A 20,476-nucleotide genomic window follows, 5' to 3' on the forward strand; every position below is an offset into this window, starting at 1 on the left:
AAGGCAAAGATATAAATAAGTCCATTGTCCATTGTCCATAGTCGATAGATTTTCTACTATAGCTATGGCCCATCGTCTATAGACTATCGACCGCGAATTTATGAGCACCACCGGCAAACTCTATTTAGTCCCTACACCTATCGGCAACCTGGAGGATATGACCTTTAGGGCGATCCGGATCTTGAAAGAGGCCGATCTGATACTGGCCGAGGATACGCGTACCTCTGCACCGATGCTAAAACACTTTGATATCCAAAACAAAGTGTTTGCGCATCATCAGCATAACGAACACCAGTCCAGTAACGAGATCATTAAGTTTTTGCTGATGGGCCAAAACATTGCGCTGATAAGTGATGCAGGCACACCTGCCATATCCGATCCGGGGTTTTTCCTGGTGCGCGAGGCTTTGAAGTTTAATATTGCGGTAGAATGCCTGCCCGGTGCAACGGCTTTTGTACCCGCGTTGGTTAACTCGGGTTTCCCGACAGATAAGTTTTGCTTTGAGGGATTTTTACCGCTGAAAAAAGGTCGCCAAACCCGCTATAAATTCCTGGCGACAGAAGAACGCACCCTAATACTTTACGAGTCGCCGCACCGTTTATTAAAAACTTTGGAAGAAATGGCCACCTATTTTGGCGCCGACCGCCAGCTTTCCGTATCGCGCGAGCTTACCAAAATGTTTGAAGAAACCGTTAGGGGTACGGTAACCGAGGTTAAAGAATACTTTGAAACCCACCCGCTAAAAGGCGAATTTGTAATATGTGTAGCCGGCGCAGCACCGGTTGAAGGCAGTAAAAAGAAAAATAAGTATGCGGAGGAGGAGGATTAAAGCCTTATTCTATAATAAATTAATATGTCATTGCCACATCGCTATCGCTCCTCGCAATGACATGCCTTTATAAGCATTTAACACCAAATGAAAAAAAACCTATTACTCTCCATATTCTCGGGCTTGCTGCTTTGGGTGGCATGGCCGCCTACGCAGTACACAACCTTCTTTTTGTTTGTGGGGATGGTACCCATGCTGCTCGCTATGGAGAATATCATCAACGCTGATGTTAAGGGCAAGGGGAAAAAGATCTTTAACACTACGTTTATCGGTTTCTTTATCTGGAACACCCTTTGCATTTACTGGGTATATAACTCTTTAAAAATAATCGGGCCAATTACAGCTATCCCGATCACATTGATCCCTTACGCGCTTGGGCCGCTTTTAATGGCTACCGCCTGCTGGCTATATTACCGCATTAGGTTAATTGCAGGGCGTACGCTTTCGCTGATAGCACTGGTTTGCTTTTGGATAGGTTACGAATACCTGCATCAAAGCTGGGACCTGAATTTCCCGTGGATGACGTTGGGTAACGGTTTTGCCACCACGCATAAATGGGTGCAATGGTATGAATACACAGGTGTTTATGGCGGTACCATTTGGGTGTGGGTAGTCAACATCCTGCTATTTTTACTTTACATTGGATTGCGAGAACAGCAAAGTACATCAACCCGCAAAAAGCTTATTGTAAGTTTTACTTTGGTATTGATACTGCCGCTGGGTTTATCATTATATAAATACTACACTTATCTGGAACAAAGCAACCCATCCAATATTGTGGTGGTGCAGCCTAATATAGATCCCTATGAGAAACAGGGAACAATCCCCGTTTATACACAAGTAGCAACCCTCACGCACCTGTCTGATTCGATAGGCCAACGCAATACCGAATACTTTATCTGGCCCGAAACCGCTATCCCCGAGGATATGGATGAAGACCATATTTATACCAACAATTACTATCAGCAGGTTAGGCACTTTTTAAACAGATACAAAAATGCCAATGTAATAACCGGCGGCGAAACGCATAAACTTTATACCAAACGCGCCACAAACACGGCCAGTCCGCTACCAAATCAGCCCGGTATGTTTTACGACAGGTTTAGCGCAGCTATCAATATCGAAAACGCTAACAAGGTGCAGTTCTACCATAAATCGCGACTGGTGCCGGGGGCGGAGTCACTGCCATTTGGCAATACTTTATCCTTTTTAAAACCGGTATTTGAGCACCTGGGCGGGGCAACGGGTAATTATACCATACAAACCGAGCCAACGGTATTATATTCGCAAAGTGGTATTGGCGCAGCGCCGGTTATCTGCTATGAATCTATCTGGGGCGAATGGGTATCTAAATACGTTAAACAAGGCGCACAGTTCATTGCTATTATCACTAATGATGGCTGGTGGGAAAACACATCCGGTAAGGATCAGCACCTGGATTATGCCAAACTACGCGCCATTGAAACCCGCCGCTGGGTTTGCCGATCGGCCAATACGGGCATCTCGGCTTTCATTAACCAGCGGGGCGATATTGTGCAGCAAAGTAAATGGTGGGTACGCACCGCGCTTAAACAAGACATCAACCTCAATTCGGACATTACCTTTTACGTACAATATGGCGATTACCTGCCCAAAATAGGCAGCTTTTTAGCCGTGTTGGGGATATTTTTGATCGGGATAAAAAAGAGTTTTAGCCATTAAGTAGTTAGCTGTCTTTACAGATAAACCCGTGAAATAAACGTTGACTACGTGTGATTCTTCCCTGGGAAGGAGGAGGTAGTATGTGATCCGCCATGTAAAGTAGTACAAACCCCTCCCTGCCACTAAACTTATCTGCCGCACCCCTCCCAAGGAGGGAATTGAATCATTCGCCGTTACTGACTTTGTTAACAATAACCGTCGGGCTAAAAAGCGGTGGGTAAGTGCGATTCCTTCCCCTGGGAAGGAGGAGGTAGGGGTTTAGTGGCCATGCATTATAAGTAGTAAACCCCTCCCTGCCAATACACTTATCTGCCGCACCCCTCCCCATAGAGGGAATTGAATCATTCGCCGTTACTGGCTTTGTTAACAATAACCGTTGGGCTAAAAAGCGGTGGGTAAGTGCGATTCCTTCCCCTGGGAAGGAGGAGGTAGGGGTTTAGTGGCCATGCATTATAAGTAGTAAACCAAATACTGGTATAAGTTTTCCACTTAGACCAGTGACAGCCTTATCCTCTCTTCAGAATAAATTCCAGCAGATCATTTATGGGCTGGCGGATGATCTTGCCGATATGTACATCGTTCTTTTCACAAACGGCTTTTAATTCGTCGGCAAAAACGTATGCAATCGACCCTACAAAATGGTTTTTAAACTTGTTGTAGTTTGCATAGCATTTAATGTTGGTATCTACAAACTCCTGCAAACCGCGATGAAGCAATGCCTGGGCATAATCGGTTTTTCTGATCTCTGACAAGAATTTAGAAAAAGATGCCAGGTAAGAATTTGCCCGCGGCTTTTGATAAACGTTTATAATAACATCCTCTTTACTTAGGTTATAATTTGCCTTAAATTTAGCATGAATATCATCGGGCATATTGCCATACAGGTAATCGGTTACCAGGGCTTTGCCAAACCAGGTGCCGGCGCCTTCATCGCCCAGGGCATAACCCAGGCCGTGCTGCCCGTCGTGAATGTCCTCACCATCAAAAAAAGAAATATTTGAGCCTGTGCCCAATACGCAGCAAAAGCCTTTCTCGTGCCCGCAGGTGGCATAAGCCGAAGCGAGCAGATCGCTGTCTACACTGATATAGGCATTGGGGATGAGGCTGCTAATAGCGTTTGAAACGATCTCGTGCCTGTCGGGGCTGGAGCATCCGGCGCCAAAAAAGTAAATTTCGGTTATATCATTACCCAGGGCAACCATATCAGGCACCTGATCCTGTATAATACGGGCAATTTCTTTTTCGGTTAAAAAGTACGGGTTTAACCCGGATGATTTGAATGCACGGTTTTCCTGCCCTGGTACGGCAAGCAGCCAGTCTGTTTTTGATGATCCGCTATCAGCTACTAATATCATGTACTCATTTCCTCAAGCGCCTGATGGGTAAGCGGCTTATGAACAAAGCGGGCAACGTATTTATTGCTTTTTGAATTGTTCATGTCGGTTGGGTCAAGCGATGACGAAAGCATAAAGATCTTCACCCGCTCTTTATTATCCAGTTCAAGCGTTTCAAATTCCTTTAAAAATTCAAAGCCGCTCATCTGTGGCATCCGCACATCCAAAAAAATGGCATCCGGTTTTATGCTTCCGCTGCGCAGGGCATGTATGGCCTCATCAGGCGATTGTATTACAATTATGTTATCTGCAAAGTTGCCTGTCTCTAAAATTTTGCGCGTAACAAAGTTGTCAATATAATTGTCATCTATGAGCAGGCATGTGTTAAAGTGAACAGGCATAGTAGTTCAAAAATAATCTTTTAATGCAATTAAATATATTTTATTGAATATTTATGCTGTTAGTTATTTGCTGCAGCGTTACTTCGGCCATTTTAGATTGGTATTGCGCCGAAAAGAACTTAGATTGCGCATCCAGGTAGTTCCTTTGCGCTTCGCGGATCTCTAACTGGGTGATGTTGCCGATCTTATATTTCTCTAAAGAGATCTCCAGGTTTTTCCTGGCCAGTTCTACGCTTGATTGCCCTATTTTGATCAGGTCCAGCCCGGAAAGATAGGCCACATAAAAATTGCTTATCTGTGCTTCTACATCCAGCATGATCTGTTTCTGGCTCAGGTCGGCATTGGCTATCTGCAGTTTGGCGTTACGCTCGCGCCGCCATTGGTTAAGCCCGTCAAATATATTTACCGATGCCGTTAGGCCGTAGGCAAAGCCATGCGCGTTTTGACTCAGGGTAAAGCCTGCCGGCGTTCTGCTATTACTAAAGGTGTAGCCGGATGTTACCCCAATCACCGGGTAACGGGTAGATCTTACCTGGCGCAGGTTGATCTCTGCCAGGCGCTTGTTAATCTGCGATGCCAGCACATCCGGGTTCTGCGCCTGTGCTTTGGTTATAATATCGCCCAAAACAAGCGTATTGTTCACCACAATGGTATCGCCAACAGTAAAATCGGCTTGCAGGTTACGCACTAACAGCTGGTTCAGCTGTATCTTTGTTTGCCGGTATTGTTGTAGCTGGGTTATCAGGTTAGCGGTATCGGTATTTAAATTTACCTGTGCGTTGTACACATCCAGCCGGGATACGCGCCCAACCGTAAACTTATCGTTTGAGTAGCGCAGTTGTGTGCGCGAGATCTCGATCGCTCCGCGCAGCGCCTTGATCTGTTCGGTTTGGCTGATGAGGTTATAATAGGTATTGATCACATTGGCAACCGTGCTTTGTATGGTATCCTGCAAACGGATAGCACCCAGCTTGTCCTGCTCCTTCAGCATATCGTAATTGGCAAACATGTTGAAGCCGTCAAAAATGGTCCAGTTTAGGTTTACGCCATAGTTGTTATTGCTGTTATTGGCGGTAAGGTTATTAACCGTACCATCGTTACGGGTTTGTTTAATTTTTTGATTACTGGCGTTTAAGGCCGCATCGCCGGTTACCACGGGTAAAAAGCCGGCATTGCCCAGGGTTACATTATTATTGGCTATACTGGCGTTGTTTTGCGACAGCCTGATGTTGTAATTATTTTTCAGCGCAATCTCAACCGCATCCTTAAGGGTAAGCAAGGGGGCATCCTGCGCCTGTACACGCACCAGGGCAACAGCACAAAAAATCAAGCAAATTATTTTTTTCAGATCCATATTGCTTAAAGTTTGTCGATTAATAAGGGCGTTTTGGGTTGGGCATCCGCTATTTCTTCAGGTTCATGGTCGGGGTCGCGGCGTGTTTTGGGGGCAAATACCATGTACATGGATGGGATAACATACAAGGTTAATACCAGCGAGAACAGCATCCCCCCAATAATTACAATACCTAATGATACGCGGCTTTTTGCCCCTGCACCCAAAGCCAGCGCAATAGGCACCGAGCCCAACACTACGGCTAAACTGGTCATCAAAATAGGGCGCAGGCGCGATGTGGCCGCCTCTACAACGGCTTCGTACTTACTTAAGCCATGCTCCATACGCTGGTTGGCAAACTCTACGATCAGGATCCCGTTTTTGGTTACCAAACCTACCAGCGTGATGATCCCGATCTGGCTAAAGATGTTAAACGTTTGATCGAACAGCCAAAGCGAAATAAACGCTCCCGAAATAGCCAATGGCACGGTAAGCATTACAATAAACGGATCTACAAAGCTTTCGAACTGGGCGGCAAGCACCAGGTATATCAGCAGCAAGGCAAAGCCAAAGGCAAACAATATGTTTGATGAGCCTTCGGCATAATCCCTTGATGGGCCGCTGAGTGCTGTGCTAAAGGTATCGTCCAGCAGTTTGGCTTTAATGCGCTCCATTTCTGCAATGCCATCGCCTACGGTTTGGCCCGGCGCTAAACCGGCTTGTACCGTGGCAGATTTATATCGGTTAAAGTGATAAATAGACGGCGGACTGGCGCTTTCGGTCACCTTCACCACGTTATCTAACTGGATCAATCGCCCGGTGGTACTGCGCACGTAAACCGATTTCAGGTCAAGCGGCTGGTCGCGGTTGGTGCGGTCTACCTGGGCTATTACCTGGTATTGTTTACCATTGATCAGGAAATAATCCAGCCGGCCTGCGCTATAGTAAAGCTGCAAGGTTTGGGCAATATCATCAACAGAAACACCCAGGTCGCGGGCGCGGTCGCGGTCGGTTATTACTCTAAGCTCGGGCTTGGTGAATTTAAGGTTTACGTCAGATCCCTGGAAAACCGGGCTTCTGGATACCTCGGCAAAAAATTCGGGAAGCACCTTGCGGATCTTTTCAAAATCCTGGTTCTGGATAACGTATTGCACCGGTAACGAAGTACGCGCACCGCTACCCCCACCGCTTATGGTTTGCTCCTGCACCACAATGGCGCGGGCATCGGGCATTTTGGTTAATTTTTTATTGAGCCAGTCGGCCAGTTCCTGCTGGGTACGGTTACGCTGATCCGGGGCTACCAAACCCACCCGGCCAAAGCCCGAGTTAGCCGAACCACCGCCCCCGAATGACGGCGAAACGATCTCCAGGTTCACATTCGCCTCGGGAATAGAATCTGCAACCAGGTCGGCCACCTTATCCATGTAGCGGGTCATATACTCATAGGTAGCACCTTCTGACCCGGTTACCGAGTAACGCAGCAAGCTGCGGTCATCCAGCGGGGCCAGTTCTGACGGGGTTATTTTAAACAGCACACCGGTAAGAATCAACGAGCCGGCCAGGATGACCCAGGATACCCACGTTTTCTTCATGAAGTTAACCAGCGTTTCGGTGTAGCCGTTGGTCATGTTCACAAAAAAGGGCTCGGTCATCTCATAAAACTTCGATTTCTTTTGGTTCTTGCGGATCAGTTTTACGTTAAGCATCGGCGTTAACGACAGCGATACAAACGCAGAGATCAATACCGCCCCCGCCACGACGACCGCAAACTCGCGGAACAACCTGCCTGTAAAGCCCTGTAAAAACACGATAGGCAAAAACACGGCAGCCAGCGTGACTGATGTAGATACTACGGCAAAAAAGATCTCGGCACTACCTTCAAAGGCAGCCTTGCGGATAGCCATACCGGCCTCTACCTTTTTGTAAATATTTTCGGTCACCACAATACCATCATCCACCACCAAACCGGTGGCCAGCACAATGCCTAACAGGGTAAGGATATTAATAGAGAACCCAAACACATACATGATGAAGAATGCCCCGATCAACGATACCGGGATATCTATCAGCGGGCGGAAAGCGATAAGCCAGTCCCTAAAGAACAGGTAGATGATAATTACCACCAGGATGAACGAGATCAGCAGCGTTTCTTTTACCTCGGTGATGGAGTTATTGATGAACTTGGTATTATCCAGGGCCACCTTTACCGTAATATCCGGCGGTAAGTCTTTCTTGATCTGATCTAAACGTTTGTAAAAATCTTCGGCAATTTGTACATAGTTGGCACCCGGTTGCGGCACAATAGCCAAACCTACCATGGGTATGCCCGATTCCTTTAGCGAGGTTTCTTCATTAGCCGAACCTAATACGGCGTAACCAATATCGCTTAAGCGGGTAACCCGGTTACTATCCGCACGGATAATGAGGTTGTTAAAATCTTTTTCGGTAGTTAGTTTACCCAGCGCACGGATGGTAATTTCGGTATTGTTACCTTCAATTTTACCGGCGGGCAGTTCCACGTTCTCGCGGGCAAGGGCCGTGCCAATGTCTGTAGCAGTAAGGCCCAGGGCCGATAGCTTGTTAGGATCTATCCATAAACGCATAGCATACTGGCGCTGGCCCTGTACGTTAATGGTACTTACGCCGGGTATGGTTTGTAAACCTTCCAGTAAAACGTTCTCAGCATAATCATCTACCTGGGTAATGTTACGGGTGTTACTGCTTACCGTAAGGGTAATGATCTGGTCGGCACTGGCATCGGCTTTGGTCACTACCGGCGGGGCATTAATATCTTGCGGTAACTGGCGCTGGGCCTGGCTCACCTTGTCGCGCACATCGTTTGCGGCAGTTTCCAGGTCGGCATCCAGATCAAACTCTACCGTGATATTACTTGACCCTACCGAACTGGTGGAGGAGATATTACGGATGCCCGGCACACCGTTGATGGCTTTCTCCAGCGGCTCGGTGATCTGCGATTCAATTACATCTGAGTTGGCGCCCGAATAACTGGTAGATACCGATATGATGGGCGGATCTACGGAAGGAAAATCGCGCACGCCCAAAAACTTGTACCCGATAATACCGAATACTACTATGACAACAGATAGCACTGTTGCCAATACGGGCCTCTTTATACTTACGGACGATAAACTCATAGGGCTTACTTCACAACTTTTAAGATCTTCAACGGCGATTTAGGGCGAATTTGGATCAGGCCTGATATCACCACGCTATCACCCGCCTTTAACCCGTCAACGATCTGGATCTTGGTATCTGTACGCAGATCTGTTTTTACATTTTGCGCCACCGCTATCCCATTTTTATACAGATAGATCTTGCTGCTTTTCAGATCGGGGATCACGCATTCGGTTGGTACCATAATGGTTTTGGGGATCTGATCGAGCGTGAGGTTTATTTTGGCAAATGCACCTGCGGTAAGTATGTTTTTAGGGTTAGGCGCCTTGGCACGTACCGTAATAGTGCGCGATGTGGCATCCAGCGCAGGCTCAATGGCATACACGGTTGCATTAAATTTATCCCTGGAGCTTTCTACCGTGAAAGTAACCTTGCTGCCCTTGCCGATGATAGGCAGGTAACGCTCGGGTACCGAAAAGGTAAGCTTCGCCGGATCGATATTTACCAGCGTGGCAATGGGTGTAGACGGCGACAGGTAACCACCCGGGCTTACATTTCTTAACCCAATAATGCCGGAAAATGGCGCACGGATCTCGGTGCGGGCTATCTGCGCCCTCACCACATCCGCCTGGGCCTGTAATGCGCTCAGGGATGACTGCGAGGTTTCGTACTCCTCTTTGCTCACAGCCTCTTTCTGATATAAGATCTTGTTACGGTTGTTTACATCGCGTGCCAGCACCATTTGCGCCTGGTATTGCTGCAGGGATGCCTGCAGATCCTGGTTGTAAACCTTTACCAGCAACTGGCCTTTTTGTACCCGGCTGCCTTCGGTAAAATAGATGCCGGTAATGTTGCCCGCAGTTTGGCTGATGAGGCTAACCCTTTCGTTGGCATCAATAGTACCGGTTATATCTATCTGGTTATTTACGGCGGTATCTTTTACGATCATGATATTTACCGATACCGGGCCGTTTTTACGCTTGCCTTTACCTGCTGTTGCCGCGCTGGTTTGTTTAGCATGCTTACTAAAAAACTTATTATAAATTAAAAACGCAACAAGCAGCGCCAATAAGGTGTATATTATATATTTGGTTTTCATATCAGCTTGTTGCTATCCATATTTGTTTCAATTTCATTTAAATCTGCTTTACCTGTCAGGGATCAGTATGTAAGTATAAAAATGCTATATATGTTTTGTTAAACTTATCTGTTGCAATAATTTAGGTGTAAATCTACAATTTGCAATATTAACGGCTTAGTTTTCAAATTGCTTACATGTATCAACCATTTTACAACGTAACAATTATGGCGGTTTAATTAAAAATATAAATTTTATAACTTGCCGCATGAAAAAATTCAAACTACCGGCACTGGTTTATTTAATACTTTTTTTTATGAATGTAAATACGGGCAGCGCAGCTGGCCTTGCTAAAATATCTTATACGGTTAGCTTCCCCGAAGCACAGGCCCACTATGTAGAAGTTGAGATGAACATCTCCGGCCTGGCGCAGCCTTCATTAGAAGTTAAAATGCCGGTATGGGCACCCGGTTCCTACCTGGTAAGGGAGTTTGCTAAAAACATCGAATCGCTTAATGTTAGCGCCAACGGTAAAGCAGTACCGGCCCTCAAGACTAACAAAAACACCTGGAAGATTAATACTGCAGGCCTTTCGGCAGTAACAGTTAAATATAAAGTTTATGCCTTCGAGCTATCGGTACGTACCAGCTTTATTGATGTTTCGCACGCATTCCTGTCTACTACGGGCATCTTTTTGTTCCCGAAAGGGATGCTTAATCAACCGTCTACCATCACCATAAAACCTTATAAAGACTGGAATAAGGTATCTACCAGCCTGGAAATGGTAAAGGGCGATGTGTTTACCCGTACTGCACCCAATTATGATATTCTGTACGATTCTCCGTTAGAGATCGGCACACAGGATATTTTTGATTTTGATGTAGCCAACACCCATTATGAAGTGGCCATGTATGGCGGCGGAAATTATGATAAAGAACGCCTGAAAAAAGATATGGCCAAAATTATTGAGGCCGAAGCTGCAGTTTACGGCGAAAACCCCAACAAGCATTACACCTTTATTGTACATAACAAACAACGTAACGGCGGTGGTTTAGAGCATTTAAGCTCTACCGTTTTAGGTGCATCGCGCGATGGGTACACTAACGAGCGCATTTATCACGGCTTTTTAGGCCTGGTTGCACACGAGCACTTCCACCTGTGGAATGTAAAACGTTTGCGCCCTATTGCCTTAGGCCCATTTGATTATGATAACGAGAATTACACCACCAACCTTTGGATAGCCGAGGGCTTTACGGCTTATTACCAAAACATTATTCTGCGTTATGCGGGGCTGTCAAACACCGAAGAGTTTTTAGGGGATATGGTTAGTACCATTAACACCGTAGAAAACCAGCCGGGCACCAAGGTGCAGCCGCTTTCAGAATCGAGCTTTGATGCCTGGATAAAAGGTTACCGCCCGAATGAGAACTCCTACAACACCGGGATCTCCTATTACGATAAAGGTGCGGTTGTAGCTATGTTGTTAGACCTGGAGATCATCAACAGCAGCAACGGCAAATACAGCCTTAATGATGTAATGAAGTATATGTATGATACTTATTACAAAGGCCTGAAACGCGGTTATACCGATGCAGAGTTTAAAGCCGGCTTTGAAAAATTTGCCGGTAAAAAACTAACGGATTTTTATGCTAAATATATTAACGGCCTGGATGCTGTTGATTATAATAAATACCTGGGGTATGCCGGTTACAAATTAACCGATGAGTTGGCTGCAGGCAACGAGCCTACCCTGGGCGTGTACACCAATACCCGTAACGCTATTACCACCGTGCTGCGCAACAGCGCCGGCTGGGTAGACGGCTTAAACGTTGGCGATGTGATAACCAATATTGACGACACCCCGGTTACCGACCTGGCTGCCGTAATTAAAGGCAAAAAAGTTGGCGATAAAATAATGGTTACCGTTAACCGCGATGGCCAGAACTATAAAATACCCGTTACTTTAAAGCGCAATGATAATGTTAAATACAGCTTTACCGAACTGCCGAACGCTACGCCGCAGCAATTGGCTGTACGTAAAAAATGGCTGAAACTATAATTGTTAACTTATTTCTTCGGGCCCCTGTTCAGATAATGGACAGGGGCTTTTTTTGGGGATTTAGATTTTACCACATGATACTATCAACCAGCCGGATAAGTAATTTTGCTTACAACGAAAAAATATTAAAACATTTTTCGGGCATCTATTATTATAGTTTATATCTCATAAAAAACATTAAAATATAACACTCATGAACTCATTATTATATGTAATTGCTTTAATACTTATTATAGGCTGGGCCGTTGCGTTTTTCTTTACTGCCGTTGGCAGCCTGATACATGTAGTATTGGTACTTGCTGTAATTGCGTTTTTGTTTGGCATAATACGCAGGCCAACAGCCGTATAAATAAACACCACCTTATTTACGGCCCCGAAATATCGGGGCCTTTTTTATATAAACTATTCTTTTTATACGTAAAGTATCATGAAAATACCGTTTACCCCCCAACTGCTTGGCGACCTGATAGAAAAAGGATACACTTATGTTTTGGCCAATACTACCTCAACAGAAGAAAATGCCCATATTACTTTAAAGCCGGTTAGAGAAAAACCTAAACTGAGCGGACTACCCGATGGTTTTGATACCTTTTATAAGATAACGCGCGAGCCTATGCAGCTGGCCTGCGGTGTAGATGGTGTTACCATTGAGGTTGATTATGCTACTCTTAACGGGCAGATAACCGGCGAGGATATTTTTGAAGATAGCTACTTTAGGATGAGCGAGGAGTTTTTTCAGCAGGTATTGGATAGCCTGGAAGATTACGCCGTGATCACCACTGATAAAAATGGCGATATCAATAGCTGGAATACCGGGGCCGAACGTGTGCTGGGCTACGCCCAACAGGAGGTTATAGGTAAATGTGCCGATATATTTTTTACCCCGGAGGATGTGGCCAAGGGTGCACCCGGGCATGAATTGCATATGGCTATCACAAAGGGCCGCGCTATTGACGAACGCTACCACATGCGCAAGGATGGCACCCGCTTCTGGGGATCGGGCCTGGTTTTCCCGTTGTTTGATGAAGATGGCAACCATCGCGGCTTTACCAAAATAATGCGCAACCTGCGCGAAGAGGAAGAAGCAAAAAGCCAAGGGCCGCAGATTTAATAAAAAAGCCGGCCTGTACTTAAACAAACCGGCTTTACAATTAACTATTCGGGTTTAAAGTTTGATCTTCTTTTTGGTATGTATCTCAACCACCCCATTCACCGCAGCCATACCGTAAGTTTTGGTTGCATTATCCCCTTTAATAACACTTATACTCTCAATATCATTGGGGTTTAATGTTTGGATGGGACTAACACCTCCTACCGATTTAACCACCTTACCATCAAGCACGTACAGCGGATTACCATTCATATTTTTTAAACTAAATGTTGCTTTTGTTTTAGTAGTATCCAACAGCGTTTTACCTTGTTGAGTATTTGGCGCATAACCTGGTTTAGGGGATTTTTCTTCCTCGGCAAGCGCAAAATTAATAGGTACCGCGTAAGAAACTCTTACGTTGTGCCCGTTCTGGATGCCCGGGTTCCAGTTAGGTGATAAGCCTAATACCCTTACGGCTTCTTCGTCTATCCCCATACCTACGCCACGAATAACTTTTATATTAGATAGAGAACCATCTTTTTCGATAATAAAGCTGGCTACTACCCTGCCCTGCAAGTTGGCTTCCCTGGCAGCTTTAGGGTATCTGACGTTAGTTGCTAAAAACTTCCCGAAAGCTGCATCGCCACCCGGAAAGCTCGGCGCTTGTTCTACAGAGATGAATACCTCGCTGCCTTCGCCGCTTACCGGCTGGCCTGTAGCGGTAATTTTATTACCCAGCGAAAAACTTACAGGTATGGAGTATTGCACACGCACTGTTTTACCATTTTGCACACCGGGGTTCCATTTTGGCGAAGCCTTAAGCACCCTTATAGCCTCCTCATCCGTACCGCTGCCTAATGCCCTTACAACTTTAAGGTCTGACAATGAGCCGTCTTTTTCGACTATAAAAGTTATAACCGACCGGCCCTCAACTTTATTCTTTTTGGCATCAGCAGGGTATTTTATGTTACTAACCAGGTATTGTGCAAAGGCATTTTCCCCTCCCGGGAAAGTTGGGACATGCTCTACCTGGGTAAATACCTGATTTTTATTTTTATCTGGCACGGTGTCTGCCGGCGCCACCGGTAATTTATCCGTTTTAGGGTCGTAAGTGATAATGGTTGTTTTATAGGTGGTATCTGCCAGTATTGCTTTTGCCGGGGCATCAAAAACTTGTTTGGCCTTATCGTGTATGGCATCTACCGCTTTACTGTTGCTGATAGTGGCCGATGATAATATCAGCATCAGCACAAATAGCGGTGCAGACAGGCCGTACTTGATCAGCTTAATGCGGGCCGATCTGTTTTTTTGTAACATCATAATTCGTTTTTTTAATAAACTGTGGTTAAAAAAAGGGTTAACTAACTGGTGTGCCGGTGTATCAAACGTTTGGCTTAGTAATAACAAAGCGTATTCTGCCTTATTAGTACCGGCTTTAAGCGTGTGCCTGTCGGCGATGTACTCGTGCACGTGTTTTATGGCAAGCCGATACAGGTAAACCACGGGGTTAAACCAGTTGATGATCATCACCGCCTCTATGATCAGCACGTCTGCCGAGTGGAATTGGCGGGCATGCACCAGCTCGTGGCTATGTATCACATCCTTGCCATCTATACCATCATTCACCTTTATCTTATTAAAAAAAGAGTAGGATGCAGATGGTGCAGGGTTTTTAATAATTTGTCTTAACAATATCAGCTGCAGCATTAGCCTGGCTGCTAAAAATATTACCCCGGCTGCGTATAGTACTATAAGCACCTGGCCTATGGTTAGCGGGTTATCTTTTATCGGTGCAATATCTGTTATGCCTGCACCGGTGCCATAAAGGGTATATTGCACCTTGCGGGTAATAAACAGGTCCTTCACCCAATCGCTTTGTATCAGCGGGATAAAAAACGACAGGATCGCTGTGCCAATAAGATAGATGCGGTTGAGCTGAAAAAAAGTTTCGCGCCGCAGCAGCAAAGAATAAAACCCGAAAAACAGCGTGAGGTAAATATTTACCAGCAATAGATAATGCCACCAGTTCATAACTATTTGTCTTTTAGTTTTTCAATCAGTTTCATGATCTCATCAGCCTCTTTCAGGTTAATTTTTTCCTTGTTCACAAAAAAGGAAAGGATCCTGTTCACCGAGTTATCAAAGTAGCCGCTCAATAACTTATCGGCTGCAAAGTTTTTGTACTCTTCTTTACTTACTATGGGGTAATACTGGTGGCTTTTGCCAAAGGCATTATGGTTTACAAAGCCTTTGGTTTCCAGTATCCGTATAATGGTTGATACGGTGTTGTACGCAGGCTTCGGCTCTGGCAAAACATCTAAAACATCTTTAACGAAGCCTTTTTCCAGTTGCCATAACACCTGCATAATTTGCTCTTCCGCGCGGGTTAAATCTTTTATTTCCATTTATTTACGATGACTGTTGTTATGTTAATACTAACATATAAGATATAAACCAAATTAACAACTAAAAGTTTAGTTTATTTTTTTGTAAACTTTTACTTAACAGTTTGGTTGTAAAACACAACTTTATTATAAATGGATATTACCTTTCACGGCGCCGCCCGTAATGTAACCGGCAGCAAACATTTATTACGTTTACAGGATGGCACCAGTGTTTTGTTGGATTGCGGGATGTTCCAGGGCTTGGGTGAACAAACCGACGACATGAACGAGCACTTTGGCTTTAACCCCAAAAAGGTTGATTACCTGATCCTGTCACATGCGCATATTGACCATTGCGGGCTGATTCCGCGTTTGGTGAAGGAGGGTTTTGAAGGCCAGATTTTTTGCACCGCCCCCACCATGGACCTTGCCCGGATCTTGCTAATGGATTCGGCCAGGATCCAGATGCAGGATATTGAATACAGCAACAAACAGCGCAAAAAGAAAAACCAGCCGCCATTAGAGGCCCTTTACACCGAAGAAGATGCCATAGCTGCTATGCGCCTGTTTAAAATTGTTGATTATCATGAGGAATATGCCATTACACCACGCATTAAATTCCAGTTTACAGATGCCGGGCACGTGCTGGGTAGCGCCGCGGTACATATTACTGTTTTAGAAGATGGCAGGGAAACACACATAACCTTTAGCGGCGACGTTGGCCGCTACAGCGACCTGTTGCTTAAAAGCCCCCAAACCTTCCCGCAGGCCGATTATATTTTGCTGGAATCCACCTACGGCGATTCGTTGCATAAAGATATCGGCCCGATTGAGGATGCGCTGCTGGAAATCATCAAACATACCTGCGAGGTAAAAAAAGGCAAGGTAATTATACCGGCGTTTAGCGTTGGCCGCACGCAGGAACTTTTATACGCCCTTAACGCCCTGGAATTAAAGGGCGAATTGCCAGATGTACCTTATTATGTAGATAGCCCACTATCTGAAAAAGCCACACAGGTTTTAAAGGATCATCCCGAAGTGTATAATAAAGATGTAAAAGAGGTGATGAAAGTAGATGCCGATCCGTTTGGTTTCAAAGGTTTAAAATTCATTCAGTCAACCGAAGAATCTATCGCCCTGAACGATGATGTAAGGCCCTGTGTGATCATCTCCTCATCGGGCATGGCCGAGGCCGGGCGGGTTAAGCACCATATTAAAAACAATATTAACAACCAAAAAAACACCATACTGATGGTAGGCTACGCCGAACCGAACTCGCTGGGCGGCAGGCTTGCACGGGGCGAAAAAGAGGTATATATTTTTGGCGAGCAGTACCAGGTAAATGCCGAAGTACAATCGATCAAAAGCATGAGCGCCCACGGCGATTACGAAGACCTGCTGCACTTTCTGGCCTGCCAGGACCCTAAACTTGTAAAAAAAGTTTTATTGGTACATGGCGAGTACGAGGTACAGCAACACTTTGCCGGGAAATTAAAAGAAAAGGGATTTGCAGACATCCAGATCCCTTATCAGCACGAAAAGGTAGAATTAGGGTAACTATACGCTTTTATAAATTACATATATATCCATTAGGGTAATATAAGTTTACGGCGCATTTAGTTAATATAAATTAGGAAAAATCATCGTAATCCGGTTTGCAGGCATCTATCTATTCTATAATTAAATTTGTAGATTGGGATACGAGTTGCCTGTATGGATTGGCTAAAAAAAGTTTCACGTAATCCGTTCCATCTACCGTAAAACCCGGGGCATGCCCCCTGTTATGTATTATTAGCAGCTGGCTATTGGGCATGTAACGTTTAATCAACCTGTTATAGAATGGCCTGCAATCAGGGTCAATATCGCCGGCCGAAATCAGCGCCGGGGCGGCAGAATAAACAGGCTGTTTGGCAATTTCGGATTCAGGCTTTACCTGCCAGCAGTTACAAATTGGATGGGTTACATTATTAAACTGATACCCGGCTAACAATGGCAATATTTGGTCCTGATGTTTTTGTAATTGTAAGTTGGCATAGCCAATTTGTTCTGAACAATAAACAGAATACCGCATACCGAGAGAAACATTAGCGTCGCCTGTAAAATAGCCGTCAAGCACTTCTCGTACATATTTATCTTGACAGCCATCGATTATATCAGTTATTACACCTGCTACTGTTTTAACTTGCCTAAAGTTTAACCGGCTTGTTACAGCGTCAAGTAACTCGTTTTTAGTATAAATTATATTGATGCTTTTATTACTATCCTTTTCTTTGTAAGAAACGCTAAACTTTTTACCGGTAACCGATGTAAAATACTGCCGAAAGCGCGACCTTAAGTTTTTATATTTTGCATCAGTGGAATCCGTTTCGCAATTATGAAATACTTGCTCCAGAGCTTCATTTATATTAAACAAAGCGTGTTCTTCAAAATTTACATAACCGGGAAGTGGTGAATTTAAAATTAAAGTACGAACCCCTTCGGGATGATTTCGTGCCATTGTAAGCATCAGGCCTCCACTGTAAGATATACCTACCAGATTGAGCGAATCAATATTTAGCGCTAATCTTAAATCGTTCATATCTTCCGCGCTTTCGATAGTATTGTAGGCAGATAGGTCGACACCCTGCCTTACAAAGCGTTCCCGGCATTGTTTAACTGCTGATAATACAAGGCTATCCTTGTTCTTCCCTTCCCTGTAACTACGCTTTATAGCTGATGCAACTTCAATACAATCCAGGCAGGGCTTTGCCCGCTTTGTTCCACGCTGGTCAAAAGCAATAAAGCCGCCATACGCTAAAAACCCCGAATTATAGCTAATGCTATCAATATTAAGCGTTGTGCTGTAACCCGGCCCACCTGTGGTGTAAAGTGTGATGTTTTTCCGGGGATCCTGATCTGGTTTGCGGACAAATAAAAACGGGATCTTTACCTTTCGCCCGGCTGGCTTTCTCCTGTTCTCGGGCACAACCATGTAACCTGTTTTTAAAATTAACCGGGGATCTGCTTTAACCATTCCGGGATAAGGCTCTATAACAAAATTATTTTTTTGACTATATAGCCCTTGATTAATAAGAGTAGAAAAAAGCAATGCAATGAGAAGTATCTTCATAGGAACTGTTTAGGCTACAAAGAAAAGGTTTGACATTGCCCGGTGAAAGTAAAAATCGGACAAAATTATAATTAATACTTAGTAACCCTTTGGCCTGTAAAATTGACGGCATCTTTGCGAAAATGATTTAAGTCATAATAGCCATAATCCGGAGCGATAAAGCTTTCTCTATCATTTATAAACGCTGTTAACGCAATTCTTCCCCGTAGGATTGAAAAGTAGTTTTTAGGAGGAATACCAATTACCCTATTAAAATAACGATTAATGCTTTTAGAAGTAATAAACAATTTTTCGGCAACTTTAGAGGTGTTTAACTGCATTCCGGAAGCCTGATATTCACCAATACAATCATTAACAATTTTAAGGTAATAATCTTTATTGCTAACCTTGGTGTACGTTTCTAATAAATAAGACTGAATACTTTCTACCCTTTCCTCAAAACTTACAGGTTGTTTTATTTTTTGGATTAATTGCCAAGGCAAAATATGATTGAGATTGATGATCTTATTAATAATCGGAACCTGATTTATATTTAAAACAGCTTCCAAACCACCCGGATTAAACTTAACCGTAAATATGTTATCGGAAGGCAGCTTGTGCCTTGTAACATCCTCATTGCGCAATAGCAAAACATCTTCATCACCCTTTATATGGTAACGGGTTTGCTTCAGATCAATATAATAAGGGCTGCCAAGATTAATATAAAAAGTGGGTGTCCAGCTTGGGAACATCTTCACTGAAGAAAATTCATTTTTTATATGTTGAACGGAATTATCTAAAGCCGATTGAGAATAAAATTCGACGTAATTAGCCAGTTCTTCACAAGGCTTACTGAACATATATATCTTACGGATGTTCTGAAATATTTCAACCATATTTATAGGATGCCTGCATATTCAAAAATAACTTGTTAAACAAAAGCCCCGCTGATACAGGGCTCTTGTGCTATTTCTTCAGCCCTATTTCTCTTAAACGCTCGTCAAGATATTCGCCGGCGGTTATATCTGTGTACAATTTAGGATGCTGCTCATCAATGGTTGATGGCAGGCTGGTTAAATCCATATCTGTTTTGGGGTGCAAAAAGAATGGCACCGAAAAGCGGGAATTCTTCATCTGCTCGCGCGGCGGGTTAACCACCCTGTGCGTGGTTGATTTAAGTTTATTATTGGTTAAACGCTGCAGCATATCACCTACGTTTACTACCAGGTCTTCCCCAAAGGCCGTAACCGGGAACCAAGTATTATCACGCGTTAACAGTTCCAGCCCGTCGGCACTGGCGCCTATCAGCAGGGTTATCAGATTAATATCCTCATGCGCACCGGCACGCACGGCATCATCCGGCAAAGCATCCGGGTCTTCTATCGGGAAATAGTGCAGGGTACGCAGTATCGAGTTACCGTTATGCACTTTATCGTCAAAATAATTTTCATCAAGGCCCAGGTAAATGGCAATAGCGCGTAACAGATGCGTGCCTGCCGCTTCCAGCTTTTTATAAACCTCTAAAGTGGTGGTATTAAAGCCGGGCTGCTCGTCTACCATTACATTTTCCGGATAAATGTCCTTTTCGGGGCCACCGTCTGTTACGGTTTGGCCTATCTGCCAAAACTCTTTCAGATCGGGCACCTTAAACCCTTTGGCTGTTTCCTTATTTTTACCGGTATAGCCCCGCTGGCCGGCCAGTCCGGGTATCTCATATTGCTGTTTAACATCCTCCGGCAAAGCAAAAAGGGCTTTTACCTGGGTATAAAGATCATCTATCAGTTGCTTACTCAGGCCGTGGTTGGTAATGGTTACAAAACCTGTTTCGTTAAAGGCCTTACCAATACTGTCAGAAAAAGCCTTACGCTCATCGGCAGTACCATTGATATAAGTATTAAGATCCAGCCGCGGAATGTTTACTGTGCTCATAGTTGTAAATGTTAAAAGTCAAAATTATTTAAAAAAGGCGGAGATAGCTATCGTATCCATAAAATATATATACCATTGTATTTGTTTTGCATGGCAATGGCTTTAAAACAATTAT

16 protein-coding genes are annotated in these 20,476 nt (G+C 44.5%); 6 read left to right on the forward strand and 10 right to left on the reverse strand.

The annotated features are described in order from the left end of the window. Positions 1–100: 100 nt before the first annotated feature. A complete protein-coding gene (gene rsmI / locus E2R65_RS15185; protein ID WP_134337328.1) occupies positions 101–829 on the forward strand; it encodes a 16S rRNA (cytidine(1402)-2'-O)-methyltransferase in 729 nt (242 codons plus the stop codon). A gap of 87 nt (positions 830–916) precedes the next feature. Further along, positions 917–2,530 carry an apolipoprotein N-acyltransferase gene (gene lnt, locus E2R65_RS15190; protein WP_134337329.1) on the forward strand — a complete coding sequence of 538 codons (1,614 nt, stop codon included), beginning with the start codon at positions 917–919 and terminating at the stop codon, positions 2,528–2,530. Positions 2,531–3,036: 506 nt separating this feature from the next. Here the strand turns inward: lnt and E2R65_RS15195 are convergent. From E2R65_RS15195 to E2R65_RS15215, 5 genes are read right to left on the reverse strand one after another with little or no spacing between them, the layout of a single operon-like run. Further along, entirely contained in the window at positions 3,037–3,885 is an 849-nt protein-coding gene (locus E2R65_RS15195) for an N-acetylglucosamine kinase (RefSeq protein ID WP_134337330.1), read from the reverse strand. Then, positions 3,882–4,265 carry a response regulator gene (locus E2R65_RS15200; protein ID WP_134337331.1) on the reverse strand — a complete coding sequence of 128 codons (384 nt, stop codon included), beginning with the start codon at positions 4,263–4,265 and terminating at the stop codon, positions 3,882–3,884. The genes E2R65_RS15195 and E2R65_RS15200 overlap by 4 nt, the downstream gene beginning before the upstream one ends. Before the next feature lie 40 nt (positions 4,266–4,305). Next, on the reverse strand, positions 4,306–5,619 hold the full coding sequence (locus E2R65_RS15205; RefSeq protein WP_134337332.1) for a TolC family protein: 1,314 nt from the start codon (positions 5,617–5,619) through the stop codon (positions 4,306–4,308). 5 nt (positions 5,620–5,624) lie between these two features. Beyond that, entirely contained in the window at positions 5,625–8,753 is a 3,129-nt protein-coding gene (locus E2R65_RS15210; protein ID WP_134337333.1) for an efflux RND transporter permease subunit, read from the reverse strand. Positions 8,754–8,758: 5 nt separating this feature from the next. After that, the gene (locus E2R65_RS15215; RefSeq protein ID WP_134337334.1) at positions 8,759–9,832 is read right to left on the reverse strand and encodes an efflux RND transporter periplasmic adaptor subunit; all 1,074 of its coding nucleotides are present in this window, start codon (positions 9,830–9,832) and stop codon (positions 8,759–8,761) included. Positions 9,833–10,079: 247 nt separating this feature from the next. On the opposite strand from E2R65_RS15215, the gene E2R65_RS15220 reads away from it, so the two are divergent. From E2R65_RS15220 to E2R65_RS15230, 3 genes are all read left to right on the forward strand, one after another. Continuing rightward, on the forward strand, positions 10,080–11,870 hold the full coding sequence (locus E2R65_RS15220) for a M61 family metallopeptidase (protein WP_134337335.1): 1,791 nt from the start codon (positions 10,080–10,082) through the stop codon (positions 11,868–11,870). Positions 11,871–12,063: 193 nt separating this feature from the next. Further along, a complete protein-coding gene (locus E2R65_RS15225) occupies positions 12,064–12,219 on the forward strand; it encodes a lmo0937 family membrane protein (protein ID WP_134337336.1) in 156 nt (51 codons plus the stop codon). A gap of 78 nt (positions 12,220–12,297) precedes the next feature. Continuing rightward, positions 12,298–12,981 (forward strand): PAS domain-containing protein, encoded by a 684-nt coding sequence (locus E2R65_RS15230; RefSeq protein WP_134337337.1) that lies wholly within the window; start codon positions 12,298–12,300, stop codon positions 12,979–12,981. A 54-nt stretch (positions 12,982–13,035) separates the two neighbouring features. Here E2R65_RS15230 and E2R65_RS15235 read toward each other — a convergent pair whose 3' ends face one another. After that, complete coding sequence (locus E2R65_RS15235; protein WP_134337338.1) at positions 13,036–14,991, reverse strand: M56 family metallopeptidase; 1,956 nt, start codon at positions 14,989–14,991, stop codon at positions 13,036–13,038. Between the two features lie 2 nt (positions 14,992–14,993). Next, positions 14,994–15,365, reverse strand: coding sequence for a BlaI/MecI/CopY family transcriptional regulator (locus E2R65_RS15240; protein WP_134337339.1), 372 nt, complete (start codon positions 15,363–15,365; stop codon positions 14,994–14,996). A gap of 132 nt (positions 15,366–15,497) precedes the next feature. On the opposite strand from E2R65_RS15240, the gene E2R65_RS15245 reads away from it, so the two are divergent. Continuing rightward, positions 15,498–16,901 carry an MBL fold metallo-hydrolase RNA specificity domain-containing protein gene (locus tag E2R65_RS15245; protein WP_134337340.1) on the forward strand — a complete coding sequence of 468 codons (1,404 nt, stop codon included), beginning with the start codon at positions 15,498–15,500 and terminating at the stop codon, positions 16,899–16,901. Between the two features lie 112 nt (positions 16,902–17,013). Here E2R65_RS15245 and E2R65_RS15250 read toward each other — a convergent pair whose 3' ends face one another. The 3 genes from E2R65_RS15250 to E2R65_RS15260 all read right to left on the reverse strand — a co-directional run bounded on the left by E2R65_RS15250 (position 17,014) and on the right by E2R65_RS15260 (position 20,361). After that, on the reverse strand, positions 17,014–18,357 hold the full coding sequence (locus tag E2R65_RS15250; protein ID WP_204986321.1) for an alpha/beta fold hydrolase: 1,344 nt from the start codon (positions 18,355–18,357) through the stop codon (positions 17,014–17,016). A 167-nt stretch (positions 18,358–18,524) separates the two neighbouring features. Beyond that, positions 18,525–19,292 carry a helix-turn-helix domain-containing protein gene (locus tag E2R65_RS15255; RefSeq protein WP_204986322.1) on the reverse strand — a complete coding sequence of 256 codons (768 nt, stop codon included), beginning with the start codon at positions 19,290–19,292 and terminating at the stop codon, positions 18,525–18,527. A gap of 106 nt (positions 19,293–19,398) precedes the next feature. Continuing rightward, the gene (locus E2R65_RS15260; protein ID WP_134337343.1) at positions 19,399–20,361 is read right to left on the reverse strand and encodes an isopenicillin N synthase family dioxygenase; all 963 of its coding nucleotides are present in this window, start codon (positions 20,359–20,361) and stop codon (positions 19,399–19,401) included. Positions 20,362–20,476: the final 115 nt, after the last annotated feature.

Source organism: Mucilaginibacter phyllosphaerae, assembly GCF_004378255.1.
Lineage (GTDB): Bacteria > Bacteroidota > Bacteroidia > Sphingobacteriales > Sphingobacteriaceae > Mucilaginibacter > Mucilaginibacter phyllosphaerae.

What these genes read in the sequence shown, in the direction of transcription:
- E2R65_RS15250 (WP_204986321.1), bottom strand. Translation starts at nt 18,357, where the DNA reads ATGGTTAAAGCAGATCCCCGGTTAATTTTAAAAACAGGTTACATGGTT.
- E2R65_RS15220 (WP_134337335.1), top strand. Translation starts at nt 10,080, where the DNA reads ATGAAAAAATTCAAACTACCGGCACTGGTTTATTTAATACTTTTTTTT.
- E2R65_RS15245 (WP_134337340.1), top strand. Translation starts at nt 15,498, where the DNA reads ATGGATATTACCTTTCACGGCGCCGCCCGTAATGTAACCGGCAGCAAA.
- E2R65_RS15225 (WP_134337336.1), top strand. Translation starts at nt 12,064, where the DNA reads ATGAACTCATTATTATATGTAATTGCTTTAATACTTATTATAGGCTGG.
- E2R65_RS15260 (WP_134337343.1), bottom strand. Translation starts at nt 20,361, where the DNA reads ATGAGCACAGTAAACATTCCGCGGCTGGATCTTAATACTTATATCAAT.
- E2R65_RS15255 (WP_204986322.1), bottom strand. Translation starts at nt 19,292, where the DNA reads ATGTTCAGTAAGCCTTGTGAAGAACTGGCTAATTACGTCGAATTTTAT.
- E2R65_RS15200 (WP_134337331.1), bottom strand. Translation starts at nt 4,265, where the DNA reads ATGCCTGTTCACTTTAACACATGCCTGCTCATAGATGACAATTATATT.
- E2R65_RS15240 (WP_134337339.1), bottom strand. Translation starts at nt 15,365, where the DNA reads ATGGAAATAAAAGATTTAACCCGCGCGGAAGAGCAAATTATGCAGGTG.
- E2R65_RS15205 (WP_134337332.1), bottom strand. Translation starts at nt 5,619, where the DNA reads ATGGATCTGAAAAAAATAATTTGCTTGATTTTTTGTGCTGTTGCCCTG.
- lnt (WP_134337329.1), top strand. Translation starts at nt 917, where the DNA reads ATGAAAAAAAACCTATTACTCTCCATATTCTCGGGCTTGCTGCTTTGG.
- E2R65_RS15230 (WP_134337337.1), top strand. Translation starts at nt 12,298, where the DNA reads ATGAAAATACCGTTTACCCCCCAACTGCTTGGCGACCTGATAGAAAAA.
- E2R65_RS15195 (WP_134337330.1), bottom strand. Translation starts at nt 3,885, where the DNA reads ATGATATTAGTAGCTGATAGCGGATCATCAAAAACAGACTGGCTGCTT.
- E2R65_RS15215 (WP_134337334.1), bottom strand. Translation starts at nt 9,832, where the DNA reads ATGAAAACCAAATATATAATATACACCTTATTGGCGCTGCTTGTTGCG.
- rsmI (WP_134337328.1), top strand. Translation starts at nt 101, where the DNA reads ATGAGCACCACCGGCAAACTCTATTTAGTCCCTACACCTATCGGCAAC.
- E2R65_RS15210 (WP_134337333.1), bottom strand. Translation starts at nt 8,753, where the DNA reads ATGAGTTTATCGTCCGTAAGTATAAAGAGGCCCGTATTGGCAACAGTG.
- E2R65_RS15235 (WP_134337338.1), bottom strand. Translation starts at nt 14,991, where the DNA reads ATGAACTGGTGGCATTATCTATTGCTGGTAAATATTTACCTCACGCTG.